12 protein-coding genes are annotated in these 14,389 nt (G+C 75.1%); 8 read left to right on the top strand and 4 right to left on the bottom strand.

Annotated elements, in window-relative coordinates; translation table 11 throughout:
- The first annotated feature begins 64 nt into the window (after positions 1-64).
- Genes Q5530_RS04385 through Q5530_RS04365 form a run of 5 tightly spaced genes read left to right on the top strand, consistent with a single transcriptional unit; the run spans position 65 to position 7,054 of the window.
- Positions 65-1,225, top strand: coding sequence for a hypothetical protein (locus tag Q5530_RS04385; protein ID WP_415360864.1), 1,161 nt, complete (start codon positions 65-67; stop codon positions 1,223-1,225).
- Positions 1,222-2,850, top strand: coding sequence for a class I SAM-dependent methyltransferase (locus Q5530_RS04380; protein WP_415360863.1), 1,629 nt, complete (start codon positions 1,222-1,224; stop codon positions 2,848-2,850). Before Q5530_RS04385 ends, Q5530_RS04380 begins: the two co-directional genes overlap by 4 nt.
- A 9-nt stretch (positions 2,851-2,859) precedes the next feature.
- The gene (locus tag Q5530_RS04375) at positions 2,860-4,752 is read left to right on the top strand and encodes a glycosyltransferase family 4 protein (RefSeq protein ID WP_415360861.1); all 1,893 of its coding nucleotides are present in this window, start codon (positions 2,860-2,862) and stop codon (positions 4,750-4,752) included.
- Entirely contained in the window at positions 4,749-5,291 is a 543-nt protein-coding gene (locus Q5530_RS04370) for a hypothetical protein (protein WP_415360859.1), read from the top strand. Before Q5530_RS04375 ends, Q5530_RS04370 begins: the two co-directional genes overlap by 4 nt.
- Positions 5,288-7,054 carry a glycosyltransferase gene (locus tag Q5530_RS04365; protein ID WP_415360857.1) on the top strand — a complete coding sequence of 589 codons (1,767 nt, stop codon included), beginning with the start codon at positions 5,288-5,290 and terminating at the stop codon, positions 7,052-7,054. The genes Q5530_RS04370 and Q5530_RS04365 overlap by 4 nt, the downstream gene beginning before the upstream one ends.
- 66 nt (positions 7,055-7,120) lie before the next feature.
- On the opposite strand, the gene Q5530_RS04360 is transcribed toward Q5530_RS04365, so the two are convergent.
- On the bottom strand, positions 7,121-8,425 hold the full coding sequence (locus tag Q5530_RS04360; protein WP_415360855.1) for an alginate O-acetyltransferase AlgX-related protein: 1,305 nt from the start codon (positions 8,423-8,425) through the stop codon (positions 7,121-7,123).
- A 426-nt stretch (positions 8,426-8,851) separates the two neighbouring features.
- Between Q5530_RS04360 and Q5530_RS04355 the strand changes: the two genes are divergently transcribed.
- On the top strand, positions 8,852-9,226 hold the full coding sequence (locus tag Q5530_RS04355; protein WP_380632722.1) for a hypothetical protein: 375 nt from the start codon (positions 8,852-8,854) through the stop codon (positions 9,224-9,226).
- A gap of 177 nt (positions 9,227-9,403) precedes the next feature.
- Here the strand turns inward: Q5530_RS04355 and Q5530_RS04350 are convergent, their stop codons facing one another.
- Together Q5530_RS04350 and Q5530_RS04345 are read right to left on the bottom strand one after the other, a co-directional pair.
- Positions 9,404-10,063 carry a response regulator gene (locus tag Q5530_RS04350; RefSeq protein ID WP_415361171.1) on the bottom strand — a complete coding sequence of 220 codons (660 nt, stop codon included), beginning with the start codon at positions 10,061-10,063 and terminating at the stop codon, positions 9,404-9,406.
- On the bottom strand, positions 9,960-10,862 hold the full coding sequence (locus Q5530_RS04345) for a sensor histidine kinase (protein WP_415360853.1): 903 nt from the start codon (positions 10,860-10,862) through the stop codon (positions 9,960-9,962). The genes Q5530_RS04350 and Q5530_RS04345 overlap by 104 nt, the downstream gene beginning before the upstream one ends.
- Before the next feature lie 158 nt (positions 10,863-11,020).
- On the opposite strand from Q5530_RS04345, the gene Q5530_RS04340 reads away from it, so the two are divergent.
- Complete coding sequence (locus Q5530_RS04340; RefSeq protein ID WP_415360852.1) at positions 11,021-11,344, top strand: hypothetical protein; 324 nt, start codon at positions 11,021-11,023, stop codon at positions 11,342-11,344.
- A gap of 123 nt (positions 11,345-11,467) precedes the next feature.
- Here the strand turns inward: Q5530_RS04340 and Q5530_RS04335 are convergent, their stop codons facing one another.
- Complete coding sequence (locus Q5530_RS04335; RefSeq protein WP_415360851.1) at positions 11,468-13,252, bottom strand: gamma-glutamyltransferase family protein; 1,785 nt, start codon at positions 13,250-13,252, stop codon at positions 11,468-11,470.
- 370 nt (positions 13,253-13,622) lie between these two features.
- On the opposite strand from Q5530_RS04335, the gene Q5530_RS04330 reads away from it, so the two are divergent.
- Positions 13,623-14,375 carry an SDR family NAD(P)-dependent oxidoreductase gene (locus Q5530_RS04330; protein ID WP_415360849.1) on the top strand — a complete coding sequence of 251 codons (753 nt, stop codon included), beginning with the start codon at positions 13,623-13,625 and terminating at the stop codon, positions 14,373-14,375.
- Positions 14,376-14,389 lie beyond the last annotated feature (14 nt).

The following is a 14,389-nucleotide window of genomic DNA, read 5'->3' as shown; positions in this document are numbered from 1 at the left end:
CGCGGGGAGCGCTCTCGCGTACGTCACAATGACCTTTGCCTGAGCAGCACTGGAGGGGCCCACGATGTCCTGGCAAGACGATCTTCGGCAGTTGGACAGCGCCTTGGCCGAAGGCCGGATCTCGGCTGAAGACTACCGCCGTCGCAGGGATGAGCTGCTCGCGAGCGCCACGCCCGCGGCACCCCAGAACCAGCCGCAGACCCCGTTCGGCCAGCCGTTCCGCTGGGACGCCCAGCAGCAACAGCAGCAACCGCAGCAGCCCCAGCAGGGCGCCGCCGCCTCCCCGGACGCGACCCAGGTCGTCAGCGGCGCCAACAAGGCCGACGCCACCCAGGTCGTCAGCCAGTCCGGCAAGGACTCCGAGCGCACCCAGTACGTGCGCCCCGTGACGCCGCCGCCCGGCATGGAGCAGCCGCCGGTGGGGTGGCAGGCCAACCAGCCGCAGATGGGCGCGACCCCGCCGTGGGGCGGCCCGAACGACCCCTACCGCCCGATGGACCAGCCGTCGTGGATCGCGCAGGGGCCGGAGGTGTTCGACGACTCCTCCTCCGGTTCCAAGGGCAAGAAGATCGCCGTCATCGCCGGCGTGGTGGTGCTGCTGGCCGCCATCGCGGGCGGTGTGTGGTTCTTCACCCGGGGCAGCGGCGACACGCAGGGCGGCGGTGACACGACGACCAGCGCGCAGACGACCACGTCGCCGACGCCGACCGACCCGAACGAGATCCTGCTGGCGCAGATCCCGGAGCTCAACGCCAAGAAGGACGTCGACGGCGGCGTGCTCACCCCGCAGGACCTGCCCACCGACGAGGTCCTGTCCGCGGACGAGGCCGAGGTGCTGGTGCAGGCCCGGGTCGAGAACGTGGCCTGGCGCGGCGCGACCAAGAGCCCGGTGGCCGACGGCAAGGGCGCGGAGAAGTTCTCGGTGCTGGTGATCCCGGCCGAGGACGAGACGGCCGCCTCGGAGCTGGCCGAGCAGCTGGCGCTCGCGCAGCGCGCCGAGAGCTTCATCAACATCAAGGACCCGCTGCCCGGGATGCCCGCGTCGCTGGTGTTCGACAAGCGCGTCACGCCCGAGGTGGGCCGCTACCGGGGCATGTACCTGTCGGGCAGCAACGTCGTGCTCGTCGACATCACGCAGACCCCCCTGGTGCAGGAGGCGGCGCTCAGCGGCAGCTTCCAGGACCAGGTCAAGGCGGTGTTGAAGCAGTTCCCCGCGGTCCAGTGACCACCTCACCCGCCACTCCGCTGCGCGGGCTGCACCCCGAGGGGCGCTGCCCGGTGCTCGGTGGTCCCCCCGCCGTCTCGTACCTGGACGGCGGGGAGGAGATGGTCGCGGCGATCGTCGACGAGGCCGCCGATCTCGGGTCGCTGAGCGACGAGCTGCACTACGCCGGCCGCACCTGGGCCGAGCGGTACCACCTCGACCGGGGGCGCGCGAACGTGCTGCGCGCCCTCGACCTGCCCGCCGACGCGGTGGTGCTGGAGGTCGGGGCCGGGTGCGGCGCGATCACCCGGTACCTGGGCGAGCGGGTCGCCGCGGTCGACGCCGTGGAGCCCGTGCCGGCCCGCGCGGAGGTGGCGGCCGGGCGCACCGCGGACCTGCCGGGTGTGCGGGTGTTCGTCGGGCTGGTCGACGACGTGCCCGACGAGCCCGCCTACGACCTGGTCCTCGTCGTCGGGGTGCTGGAGTACGTCGGCGCGGGCGACCGGTCGGACGCGCCGTACGAGGAGTTCCTGCGGTCGGCCCGGCGCAGGCTTCGACCCGGTGGTGCGCTGGTGCTCGCGATCGAGAACCAGCTGGGCGTGAAGTACCTGGCGGGCGGCCACGAGGACCACAGCGGCAAGCGCTGGGACGGCGTGCAGGGCTACCCGGGCGGCGCGCCGGCGCGCACGTTCGCCCGCAAGCCGCTGGAGGACCTGCTGGCCCGGTCCGGGTACCGGGTGGCGCGCACGCTCGGCTGCTTCCCGGACTACAAGATCACCCGCGCGGTCCTGGACGACGGGCTGGTGCGCGCGCACCCGGAGCTGGCGTGCGGCATCCCGAGGTTCCCCAGCCCGGACTGGGGCCACGACGAGCCGCGCCCGGTGGACGAGGCCGCGGTGTGGCGCGAGTTCGTCGCGGCCGGCCTGGGCGACCAGGTCTGGAACAGCTTCCTGGTCGTGGCCGCCCGCGACGACGGCCCCGGTGACGACGGCGCGGCACCGCCGCTGTGGCCCGAGCGGCGCCTCGCGGTGTACTTCAACACCGAGCGCGCGGCGCGCTGGTGCACCAGGGCCGAGGTGGTCGACGGCGAGGTGCGGCGCACCCCGCTGCTGCCGCAGGGCGACGACCTGGTCTCGGTGCGCGCCTACGCCGAGCCGGTGCACGAGGGCAGGCCGCTGCTGTCGACCGTGCTGGACGAGCCGTGGCGGGTCGAGGACGCGCTGTGCGGCTGGCGGGACCTGCTGCGCGCCGAGGCGGACGCGCTGGGCCCGGCGATCTGGGACCTGGTGCCGCACAACCTCGTGGTCACCGCGGGCGGTCTGCGCGCGATCGACCTGGAGTGGCAGGTCGCGGGCGTGACCGTGGCCGAGGTGGAGCAGCGCGGCGTGCTGCTGACCGCCGACCAGCTGGCGGGCGCCGGGTGGCGCGGCGCGGGCGAGTGCACGACGGTCCGCGACCTCGCGGGGTGGCTGGGCGTGCTGCTCGGCCACGCGCCGAACTTCGTCGAGGAGGCGGCCGAGCGCGAGGCGCGCTTCCAGGCGACGCGGATCAGCGGCGCCTCGGCCGGGGCCGGGCTGCGGCGCGAGCAGGACTACTTGAGAGCGGCGTGGCGGACGCGGTTGGGCGAAACCGTCGCCGGGTGTTGAGGGGGAACGGTGATCGGGTACGTCGAGCTGCCGGACGGGCCGGTGGGGCACCGGTTCGAGGTGCGCGGCTGGGTGTCGGGCGTGGGGTCGGTCTCCGACCTGGTGGTGCACCTGGCGGGCCGGCCCGCGGCCGTGCGCGAGGTCGGGTTCCCCGGCGCGCCGCGCGGTGCGCTGGGCTGGGCCGCGGCCGCCGTCGAGGCGCTGCCGAACGGGGCGCACCCGATCAGCGTGCACGGGCCGGGCGGTGAGCCGCTGGCGGCCGAGGTGGTCGTGGTCGGCTCGCCCGACGGCGGGCAGCCGCTGCTGCTGGCCGACCTGGACGGCCCGGCCGCCGACTCGACCGTGAGCGGCGACCTGGTGCTGGTCAGCGGCTGGGCGATGCTGAACAGCCAGGTGCCGAGCCTGGTCGAGGTGTTCGTGGAGGGCAGCCCGGCGGTGCGGGCGCGCACGCGGCTGCCGCGGCCGGACGTCGCCGCGGCGTTCCCCGAGTTCACCGAGGCGGGCATCAGCGGGTTCGAGGCGCGCGTGCCGGTGGCGGTGCCGCCCGGCGGCGAGCGGCGGGTGTCGGTCCGGGTGCGGATGGTCACGGAGGGCGTGGGCGAGGCGTACACGCCGACCCGGTTCGCGACCGTGCGCAACCCGGCCGGCGACGCGTCCGACGACCTGCTCGCCGAGCTGCTGGAGCGGCAGAGCACCGACCTGCTGGCGCGCGTCACCCCGCGCACCGACCCCCGGCACGTCCTGGTGTTCACGCACAGCCTCGCCATCGGCGGCGGCCAGCTGTGGCTCCAGGAGCTGCTGACCGGCCTGGTCAAGAAGCACGACTGGGCCGCCACCGTGGTGACCCCGATCGACGGCCCGCTGCGCGAGGACTGCGCCGCGCTGGGCATCCCGGTGCACCTGACCTCGCACTACCGGACCGGCGACCTGGCCGCCTACGAGGGCCACGTGTCGGAGCTGGCGCTGCTGGCCGCCGCGTCCGGCGCGGGCGTCGCGCTGGTCAACACGCTGGGCGCGTTCAGCGCGGCCGACGCGGCCAAGCGGGCCGGGCTGCCGACCGCCTGGGTGGTGCACGAGAGCTTCGAGCTGGCGGACTTCTCCTTCCTCAACTGGGGCCCCGCCGGCCTGGCGCCCGCGGTGAAGCGGCGCTGGGAGCACAGCCTGGGCGAGGTGGACCGGCTGCTGTTCGTCGCCGACGCCACCAAGGAGATGTTCGCCCGCTACTCCGAGCCCCAGCGGTGCCGCACGATCCGCTACGGCACGCCGATGGTCCGGTTCGGCGGCCGGATCAGCGAGCGCAGGCGCGCCGAGGCGCGCCGGGCGCTGGGCGTGCCGGACGACGCGCTGCTGCTGCTCAACGTGGGCGTGGTCGAGCCGCGCAAGGGCCAGGCCGCGCTGATCTCCGCGGTGGAGCGGATCCGGCCGATGTTCCCGGACCTGCGGCTGGCGGTCGTCGGCCAGCACCCGACGCCCTACGGCCTGGCGCTGGACGCGCTGGTCGAGCGCCACGGGCTGGACGGCTCCGTGCGGCTCGTGCCGATCCAGCGCGACCCGACCCCGTGGTTCCACGCCGCCGACCTGTTCGTCAACAGCTCGGACGTCGAGTCGCTGCCCCGGTCGATCCTGGAGGCCGTGTGCTGCGGCCTGCCGGTCGTGGCCAGCGACGTGTTCGGCGCGCGCGAGATGATCGACGACGGGGTCACCGGCTGGCTGTTCGAGCCGAACGACGTGGACGCGCTGACCGTGGCGCTGCTGCGGGCCGTGGAGACGCCCGCGGCCCGGCGCGCCGAGGTCGCCGCCGGCGCGTTCGACCGGCTGCGCGGCTGGCTCGACCCGACCGGCTACGCCGACGAGTACTCCGAGGTGCTCAGCACCATCGCCGAACAGGGGGACGTGGCATGACCGACGAGGACCTGACCGACCTGCCCGGCCCCGTGCGCGCCGAGCTGACCAGGCTGCGGGCCGAGCGCGTGGTCTTCGTCTCCGAGCGGGAGAGGCTGCTCGAGCAGCTGCGCGAGGCCGACGAGACGACGCGCGGGCTGATGGCCGACCGCGACCGGCTCGCCGAGCAGGTCTCGGAGCTGGGCGACCGGCTCCGGACGGGCTCGGACCGCGAGGACCGGGACGAGGCGCTGAGCGCCGAGCTGGCCGGCGCGCACCAGGACCGGGAGGCGCTGCGCGCCGAGCTGACCCGGACCCGCGCGGAACGCGACCGGCTGCGGCTGCGGCTGCTGGACGCCGAGCTCGCGCTGGCCGGCACGGGCGGCGTGGAGACCGCCGGACCCGCGCCGACCACGCCCGCGGGCGAGCGGGACCGGGTGGCCGCGGCCGAGGCGCGGGCCGCGCACCTGGCCCGCGAGCTGGCCGCGACCAGGGCGACGGTGAGCTGGCGGGTGACCGCGCCGCTGCGGGCCGTGCGCCGCCGCGGGCGCCAGCCGTGAGCCCCGACCTGTGCCTGGTGTCCGCCGCCGGCGGCTCGGCGTTCATGGAGGAGCTGTTCGAGGTCGTCGCGGACGCCGTGCGGCGCGCGGGAGGTCGGGCGCGCACCGCGGTCGGCCGGTTCCCCGCGCCGGCCGACGACACCGTCTACCTCGTCGTGCCGCACGAGTACTTCTACGTGACGCCGGTGGCGGACCGGCCGTCCGCCGCGCTGCGCGCCCGGACCATCGCGTTCTGCGTCGAGCACCCCGGCACGATGACCTTCGAGCGCACCGCGGGCCTGATCCCGTCGCTGGCCGGCGCGGTGGACATCAACCTCGACTCCATCGCGGAGCTGCGCCGCCGCGGCGTCGCGGTGGAGCACTTCCAGCTCGGGTACACGCCGCTGTGGGACCGCTGGGGCGGCGACCCCGACTCCGAGCGGCACGTGGACGTGACCTACCTGGGCACCGCCGAGCGGCGCCGGTCGGTGCTGCTCAACTCGTTCTCGGCCGACCTGGACGACCTGCGGGTGCGGCTGCTGACCCCGCCGCACGAGCCGATGGGCGGGCGGCGGGTCGACTTCCTGCCCGGTGAGGAGAAGTTCCGGCACCTCGCCGACTCCCGGGTGCTGATCAACCTGCACCGCGAGCAGTCGAAGGCGCTGGAGTGGGTGCGGGTGCTGGAGGCGCTGACCAATGGCTGCGTGGTGGTCACCGAGCCCTCGTCCGACATCGAGCCGCTGGTCCCGGGCGAGCACCTGGTGGTGGCCCGCGCCCGCTCGCTGGGCGCGGTCGCGGCGGCGCTGACCGCCCGGCCGGACCGGGAGCGCGAGCTGCGGCTGGCGGGCTACGACTTCGTCCGCGACCGGCTCGACATGCTCGGCTCGGCCCGCGCGCTGGTGGACCTGGCCGCCACCGTGCTGGCCGGTCCCGGGACGCCCGCGCCGCTGCCCGCGCTGCCCACGCCGCAGGCCGAGTCGGCGCAGCCGCCGCTGGCGGTGGACACGCCGTCGTGGGACCCGAGGTTCGGCGGGGTGCCGTCGCTGGGCCGCGAGGTGCTGGACCTGGAGGTGACCGCCGCGGCGCTGGCGGTGGAGCGGACCTCGTTCGCGCAGCGGGTGTCCGGCCGCGGCTGGCACGAGCACCCGTCGACGCGCTCCGGCACGGCCGACGTGGACGTGCTGGTGGTGCACCGGCCCGGCGAGCCCGACCCGGACGAGCTGCTGCTGGACCTGCTCGGCGGCACGGTGCGGCCCGAGCGGCTGCTGGTCTGCGTCGACGGCACGTCCCCGCCCGCGCGCGGGCACGCCACCGCCGTGCTCCAGCACGAGACGCCGCTGGGGCGCGGGGTCGCGCGGAACGGGCTGCTGGAGCGGTCCGGCGCCGAGTGGCTGCTGGTGGTGGACGCGGGCCTGCGCGCCTCGCGCCACCTGCTGGAGCGGCTGCTCGCGACGGCCGCGGACGTCGCGCACTGCCCGGTCGGCGACCCGGTGGAGGGCCTGGTCGGCGCGCTGCCGCCGGAGGAGCGCAGGCTGCGCCTGCTGCCCTACCTGGGCTCCGGCTACCTGGTGCGGCGGTCGGTGGTCGACGCGTTCGGCGGGTGGACCGAGGACCCGCTGCTGGACGGCCTGGAGGACCACGTCTTCTGGTTGCGGGTGGCGACCGGGGAGGTGCCCTCGGAGCTGGTCCAGCAGGTGCTGCTGCACCGGCACCGGCCCGACGTCCCGCTCCGGCCGCTGGACCTGCACCCGCACCGCACCTGGCAGCGGTCGCTGAGCGCGTGACCGGCGCGGCCGGGCTCGGGGGTCGGGGGCGGCGGCCGGGCCCGGGGGTCGGCGGGGTCGGCGGGGTCAGCGGGGGCGCTTGGCCAGCTCGCCGACGATCGCGTCGACCGCGCCGGGGGCCAGCAGGGTGTTGATGCCGGCCACCAGGCTGCGCTCGACCGCCTCGACCACCACCACGTCCTGCTCGGCCAGCATCCGGCCGACCTTGGCGGGGTCGGTGCCGACCAGGTCGCTGTGCACCATGGACAGGTCCGCGAACCCGCCGACCAGGTAGCTGCTCATGGTGAAGGCGAAGGAGTCCCCGATCAGGCCGACCTTCGACGTCACCCCGCCCGACCCCCGCGGCTGGGTGAAGCGCTTGGGCTCCCGCAGGTCGTCCCGGACCGGGCGGCTGCGCACCGTCCCGCCGTCCGGGGCGAGGTCGTAGACCTGCACCGGGCGCTTCTGGGTGCGGCCGACCAGGGTTGGCAGGTCGCCGGCCACCTGGGACACCTGCGCCTCGGTCTGCCGCCAGCGGGTGGTGGAGCCGGGCTGCACCGCCTCAGCGACCGCGCGGACCATCACCAGGCCGCCCTCGTGCGTCCAGTGCGTGTCGATCTTGTCGTAGACGGGGCGGCCGAGCCGCTCCCCCTCCGCCCGCAGCCCGGCGCGCAGGTCGAGGGCCCCGGTGTCGGGCACGAGCCGGCGCCAGAACTCGTCCCGCGCCGCGTCGTGGCACTTGCTGCCGAGGTAGCTCCCGGGCAGGTGCTCGGGCACCGCGGTCGCCTTGTTGGGCGCGACGACCAGCACGAACCGCCTGCCGGACGCCTCGACGCCCGCGCGCAGCGCGTTCAGCCCGCCGAACACCTCGTCCAGGGACTTGTTCGGCTGGCAGGCGGCCTGGACGTCGTAGCCGAGGTAGAGCCAGTTGTCCCGCCCCTCGACCACGACCGGGAACCCGCTGGCCCGGGGGATCTCCACGCCGGTGAGCGGCACGTCCTCGGCCTCCTGGTCCGGCACCAGGCCGAGGACCGGGCCCGTGTCGTGCTTCTCCCCGAACGGGTAGGGCTCGCCGAAGACGCCCCGGCTGACCCCGTCCGCGGCGGCCACGGCCCGGTCCCGCAGCGGGAGGTGGTCGGCCGCCCAGGAGTTGAGGCCGGTGAAGAAGCCCCAGCCGGCGGTGACCGAGGGGAACGGGGCCAGCTTCCGGTTCTCGAACTCGGCCGGGCGGACGCCGACCACGAGCAGCAGCAGGGGCACGCAGAAGAACGCGGTCGCCGCGATCAGCGCGCCGCGCTGGCGGTGGCTGTGGCGCGGTCGGTAGAAGACGTGCTCGCGGGGCAGGAACGACTCGGGCACGGCGGGGAGGCCCTTGGTCCGCTCACTGCTCATGCCCGGCAGGGTAGCCGGCCGCCGGTTCGCTCGTTCGGGGGTTGGCGGCACCGGCGCGTCCCGGGCGGGTGATCCGGGCAACCCCGCGGTGGTGCCCGACGTCCACCAACGGGTTCCGCGGGCGCCACGGGATCGCCCACCCGCGGCCCGAGCCCGTGGCGCACCCGCGCGCGGGCGGCGCGACGGACCGGTGGCCGGAGGAGCGGTGGAGAACGCTGTGACCCTCGTCACCCGGTACAAGCGCATATTCGGCGTGGACCGTTCCCTCCCAGCGCCGCCCGAGCAAAAGCGGGGCGGCGGATGTCCGCATTGAAGCCGCCCCACCGGCCTAGTCCCTATGGCGGATTGTCCGCTTGCCGTACGATCATTTTCACGTTGTACGGGCTGTGCCTGCTAGGGGGCCTCGGAACAAGAGGTAGGTGCGTCATGGATCTCGCTCTGAGCAAGGTGATCGAACTGCGCGAGAGCGGGTTCCAGTTCCTCCACCTCCGGGACGAGGACGGCCAGCTCGACCGCATCATGGCGTTCAAGCAGCGCCGCGGCTTCATCGACTCCATCCTGTTCTGGTCGGAGACCGAGGCCCGCGCCGGCCGGTTGCCCGCCGTCCGGGACAGCAAGCGCGCCGCTCAGGCCGTCTGGATCTACGAGGGCCCGTTGGTCGAGGCCGTCGACCGGTTGCTCGACCTGCCGGAGCCCGGCGCGCGGAACGCGCCCTCGCTGATGCGCAAGACGGCGTCGGACCTCGCGGTCGTGACCACGCTGCCGTTCAAGCTGAAGCTGCCCCCCGGCGCGATCGCCTAGTTCACCCTTCGTTAACGTCACCCGCCGCACACAAAATGCGGCGGGTAGTTGCTTTTCCGTTACGTTCCGTGATTATTGCGCAATTGCGTGGACTTTTCCTGGGCAATACCCGGCGGTCCGCGAGGATGGCCGGCGCGGTGCGCGAGGGGGTGCGCGCGGCGGGGGCACAAGGAATATTCACCCTCGTCGCGGCGAGACCAATCCCGATTCGTAAGCGAGCACCACGAGTTGCGCGCGGTCGCGAGCGGCCAGTTTCGTCATCACCCGGCTGACGTGCGTGCGGGCGGTCGCCGGGCTGATTCCCAACTGCCCGGCGATCTCGTCGTTGGCCAGGCCGGCGGCCACCAGGGTCAGCACCTCCCGCTCCCGCGCGGTCAGCTCGCGCAGCGCCCGGGGGTCGGGGCGGCGGTGCTCCGGGCGGCTCGCGAACTCCTCGATCAGCCTCCGGGTGACGCTCGGCGCGAGCAGCGCCTCGCCGGCCGCCACCACCCGCAGGGCGCGCAGCAGCTCCACCGGCTCGGTGTCCTTGAGCAGGAACCCGGACGCCCCGGCGCGCAACGCCTCGAACACGTACTCGTCGACGTCGAAGGTGGTCAGCACCAGGACCCGGACCCCGGGCAGCTCGGCGCAGACCCGCCTGGTCGCGGCGAGCCCGTCCGTGCCGGGCATCCGGACGTCCATGACCACGACGTCCGGGCGGTGCTCGTGGGCCAGGCGCACGGCCTCCGCCCCGTCACCGGCCTCGCCGACGACCTCGAAGCCGTCCTCGGTGTCCAGCAGCAGGCGGAAGCCCGCCCGCACCAGCGCCTGGTCGTCCGCCAGGACCACCCTGATCACCACGAACCCCCCACGGTAGGACCGCCCGCACGGCGAACCCGGTGGCCGTCGGACCGGCCTCCAGCGTGCCGCCGAGCGCTTCGACGCGTTCGGCCATGCCCCGCAGCCCCGCGCCCGCGCCCTGCGCCGGCCGGTCCGCGCCCCCGGCGCCGTCGTCGGTGACGGTCAGCTCCAGGGCCCGCTCGGTGCGCCGGAACCCGACCACGACGGCGGTGGCGCCCGGCGCGTACCGCACCGCGTTGGTCAGCGCCTCCTGCACCACCCGGTACGCCGCCGCGCCCACGGAGGCGGGCACCTCGCCCGGGTCGCCCCGGACCACCGCCTTCGGCACGGGCGCCACCAGCTCGTCGAGCCGGTCGAGGCCGGGCACCGGGGCGGCGTCCCCGCCGGCGCGCAGGACGCCCAGGGTGGCGCGGAGGTCGTCCAGGGCGTGCCCGCTGGCCTCCTTGATGGCGCGGAGGGCCTTGACCGCCTCCTCGGGCCGGCGGTCGGCCACGTGCGCGGCGACGCCGGCCTGCACGTTGATCATGGCGAGGCTGTGCGCGACCACGTCGTGGACCTCGCGGGCGATGCGCAGCCGCTCCTCCTCCACCTGGCGGCCGCGCTGCTCGGCCAGGCGGGTCCGGCCCAGCGAGAGGACCGCGGCGGCGGGGGCGGCGATCAGCGGGCCCCAGTGGCCGGTGACGTAGAACAGCCACGTGGACGCCCCGGTGACCGCGACGACCGCGACCGGGAAGCGCCTGCGCCACAGCAGCGGCGCGAACGTCGCCGCGAACCAGACCCACGCAGGCCATGACATGGGCCGAAGGTACGGGACCGCGGGGTCGCCCGGCATCGGTCGGGAGGCGGCTCCCGCGGGTACGACGACCGTCGTAGGCCACCGGAGCGGGTGAACAAATCCACCTGGAGGGATTGCCGAGCTTGAACCGGTGCCCCGCATTGCGAAACTTTCCCGCCATGAACCTCAGGAAGACCATCGCGGGGGTCACGGTCGCCCTCGGCAGCACCGCTGTCGTGCTCGGCCTGGGCGGCACGGCGCAGGCGGCCGACCTCGGCCTGGAGACGCGGCCGGACGTCGACGCCGAGCCGGGCAGGCTGGTGCGCGTGGGCGACGTGCTCCGCGTCGACACGAACGAACTGGCCGGGCACGTGCGGACGATCACGCCGCGCGACATCGGCCCGGAGGGCATCGGCGAGCACGTCCGCGAGGTCGTCCCGCCGCTGGCCGAGAAGGCCAGGCGCGGCCTGCCGGTCGAGCTCCAGGTGGACCTGGGCCGCTGACCGGCGCGCCCGCCGGCGCGCACCGCCGGCGGGCCGACCACGAGCCGGAACGGTCCCGGCCCCCTCCCCCTCGGGTCGGGACCGTTCCAACCCCGTTCGACCCGACGGCGAGCGGCCCAGCCCCTAGCGACCCACCGCGTAGCCCTGGCCACCGCGCGGGTTGGCGGCGGCGCGCAGCAGACCGTCACGGGCGTCCCTCGCCACCGCCGACATGCGACCCAGCGCCCAGGGCCCCGCGTCCACCACGACGTGCCCGCGCTCGCGCAGCTCATCGGCCCCGGCGAACCGCGACTCCACCACGACCTCGCCCGGCGTCCACGACCGCGGGTAGAACGAGCTGGGGAACGCGTTGGTGTGCCACATCGGCGAGTCGATCGCGGCCTGGAGGTTCATCCCGCCCGTGGTGTGCGCGAGCCAGAAGCCCAGCTGCCACTGGTCCTGCTGGTCGCCGCCGGGGGTGCCGAACGCCATCGAGGGCAGGCCGTCGCGCAGGGCCAGCGACGGGGACAGCGTGATCCGGGGCCGCTTGTTCGGGGCCAGCGAGTTCGGCAGCCCCTCGTCCAGCCAGAACATCTGCGCCCGGCTGCCCAGGCAGAAGCCCAGCGACGGGATGGCCGGGGACGACTGGAGCCACCCGCCGGACGGGGTGGCCGAGACGAGGTTGCCCCAGCGGTCGACCACGTCGACGTGCACGGTGTCGCCCTTGACCGACCCGGTGCGGGAGACGGTCGGCTCCCCGAGCGCACCGCCCTGCTCGCCGTCCGGGGCCACCGGGCCGCGCCGCACGTGCGCCGGGAGCAGCGGCGGCGCGCCGAGGGGTGAGCCGGGGCGCAGGTCGAGCGACGCCTCCCCGGTGACGAGCGCGCGCCGCGCGTCCGCGTACTCGCGGGACAGCAGCACGTCCAGCGGCACCTCGCCGTCCCCGTACCAGGCTTCCCGGTCCGCGAACGCCAGCTTCGCGCACTCCACCGCCAGGTGCACGGTCTCCGCGGTGGGCGCGCCGTCGGCGTAGGCCAGGCGGTCCGCGAAGCCCTCCAGCAGCAGCAACTGCTGGAGCAGCACGGGCCCCTGCGTCCACGCGCCGGGCTTCGCCACGGTCCACCGGCCGAACTCCACCGTCACCGCGTCCTCGTAGGACGCCTCCCACGTGGCCATGTCCTCGCCGGTCAGCACCCCGGCGTGGTCCGCGCCCGAGTCGTCGCGGAAGGCGGTCCGGCAGAACTCGTCCACGCGCGCCGCGACGAACCCCTGCGACCACGCCCGCCGCGCGGCCTCGATCTGCGCCTCCCGGTCCGACCCGGCGGCCTCGGCGGCGGCCAGCAGCCGCTCCCAGGTGTCGGCCAGCGCGGGGTTGCGGAACCGCGAGCCGGCCACGGGCGGCTTGCCGCCGGGCAGCCACAGCTCGGCGGAGGGGGCCCAGTGCTCGCGGAACAGGTCGGCGACCGTCGAGACGGTGAACGACACGCGCTCCAGCACCGGGAACCCGTCGCGCGCGTAGCCGATGGCGTGGCCGAGCACGTCGCGCAGCGTCTTGGTGCCGTAGTCGCGCAGCAGCGTCAGCCAGCCGTCCCACGCGCCGGGCACGGTGGCGGCGAGCAGGCCGCTGCCGGGCACGAGGTCCAGGCCGAGGCCCCGGTAGTGGGCGGTGGTGGCCCCGGCGGGCGCCACGCCCTGCCCGCACAGCACCCGCGGCGACGTCTCGCCGGCCGCGGCGAACACCACCGGCACCTCGCCGCCGGGTCCGTTGAGGTGCGGTTCGACCACCTGGAGCACGAAGCCGGCGGCGACCGCGGCGTCGAAGGCGTTGCCGCCGTCCTCCAGGACGGCCATGCCCGCGCCGGAGGCGAGCCAGTGCGTGGACGCGACCATGCCGTGCGTGCCCACGAGTTCAGGGCGGGTGGTGAACATGGCCGCCAACGTACGTCGAGCGCCTCGCTTTTGTTACCCCCGCTAAGGAGATTGTCTGCTGAAGATCTACTGAAGTCGATGGTCGCTCATGCTTCGGCCGATGCGCGCCGCCGGCCCGGGTCGACCTGTGGTCGTATGCGGAGAGTGAGCCGGGTAGTCCCCCGGGTGTACCCGGGAACACCCCTCGCGGCGGACGCGGGCCCGCCGGGATCGGGGCACTGTCTTCGGCATGGAACTCGTCGTGATCCCGCTGCTGTTCGTGGGGCTGGCGCTGCTCGCGGCCGTGCCCCTGGTCGCCTTGCTGCACCTCTCGGAGGACCGGGGGCTGAACGACCGTTAACCTCCTCCCGTCGGTGGACAGGGAGGATGCATGGAGATCTCGGGTACCGCGGCGATCGTCACGGGCGGCGCGTCCGGGTTGGGCGCGGCGACGGCACGGGCGCTGGCCGCGCGCGGTGCGGCCGTGTACGCGCTCGACCTGTCGGTGGAGGCCGCGCCGGTCGTCGAGGGCGTGACCTACCTGACGGCGGACGTCACCTCGGAGGAGGACGTCCAGGCCGCCGTCGACGCGGCCGCCGGGTCCGGCGCGCCGCTGCGGGTGGTGGTGAACTGCGCGGGCATCGCGCCGTCGGCGCGGACCGCGGGCAAGGCGGGCCCGCACCCGCTGGACCTGTACCGCAGGGTGATCGACGTCAACCTGGTGGGGACGTTCAACGTGCTGCGGCTCGCGGCCGCGGCGATGGCGAAGACCGGGCCGCTGGCGGACGGGCAGCGCGGCGTGGTGGTCAACACCGCGTCGGTCGCGGCGTTCGACGGGCAGATCGGGCAGGTCGCGTACGCGGCGTCCAAGGCGGCGGTGGCGGGCATGACGCTCCCGGCGGCGCGGGACCTGTCGTCGGTGGGCGTGCGGGTGATGACCATCGCGCCGGGCATCGTGGACACGCCGATGCTGGCGACCGTGTCGGAGGAGTTCCGGGCCGGGCTGGCGGCCGGGGTGCCGTTCCCGAAGCGGCTGGCGCTGCCGGAGGAGTACGCCGCGCTGGTCCTGTCGATCGTCGGGCACGACTACCTGAACGGCGAGGTCATCCGGATGGACGGGGCGCTGCGGATGGCGCCGCGCTGAACCCGGCTCCTCCG

This window comes from Saccharothrix sp. BKS2, from assembly GCF_047689505.1.
Classification (GTDB): Bacteria; Actinomycetota; Actinomycetes; order Mycobacteriales; family Pseudonocardiaceae; genus Actinosynnema; species Actinosynnema lopnurensis.
Note: the sequence above shows the minus strand (reverse complement) of the source record. Positions and strands in the feature narration are given on the sequence as shown.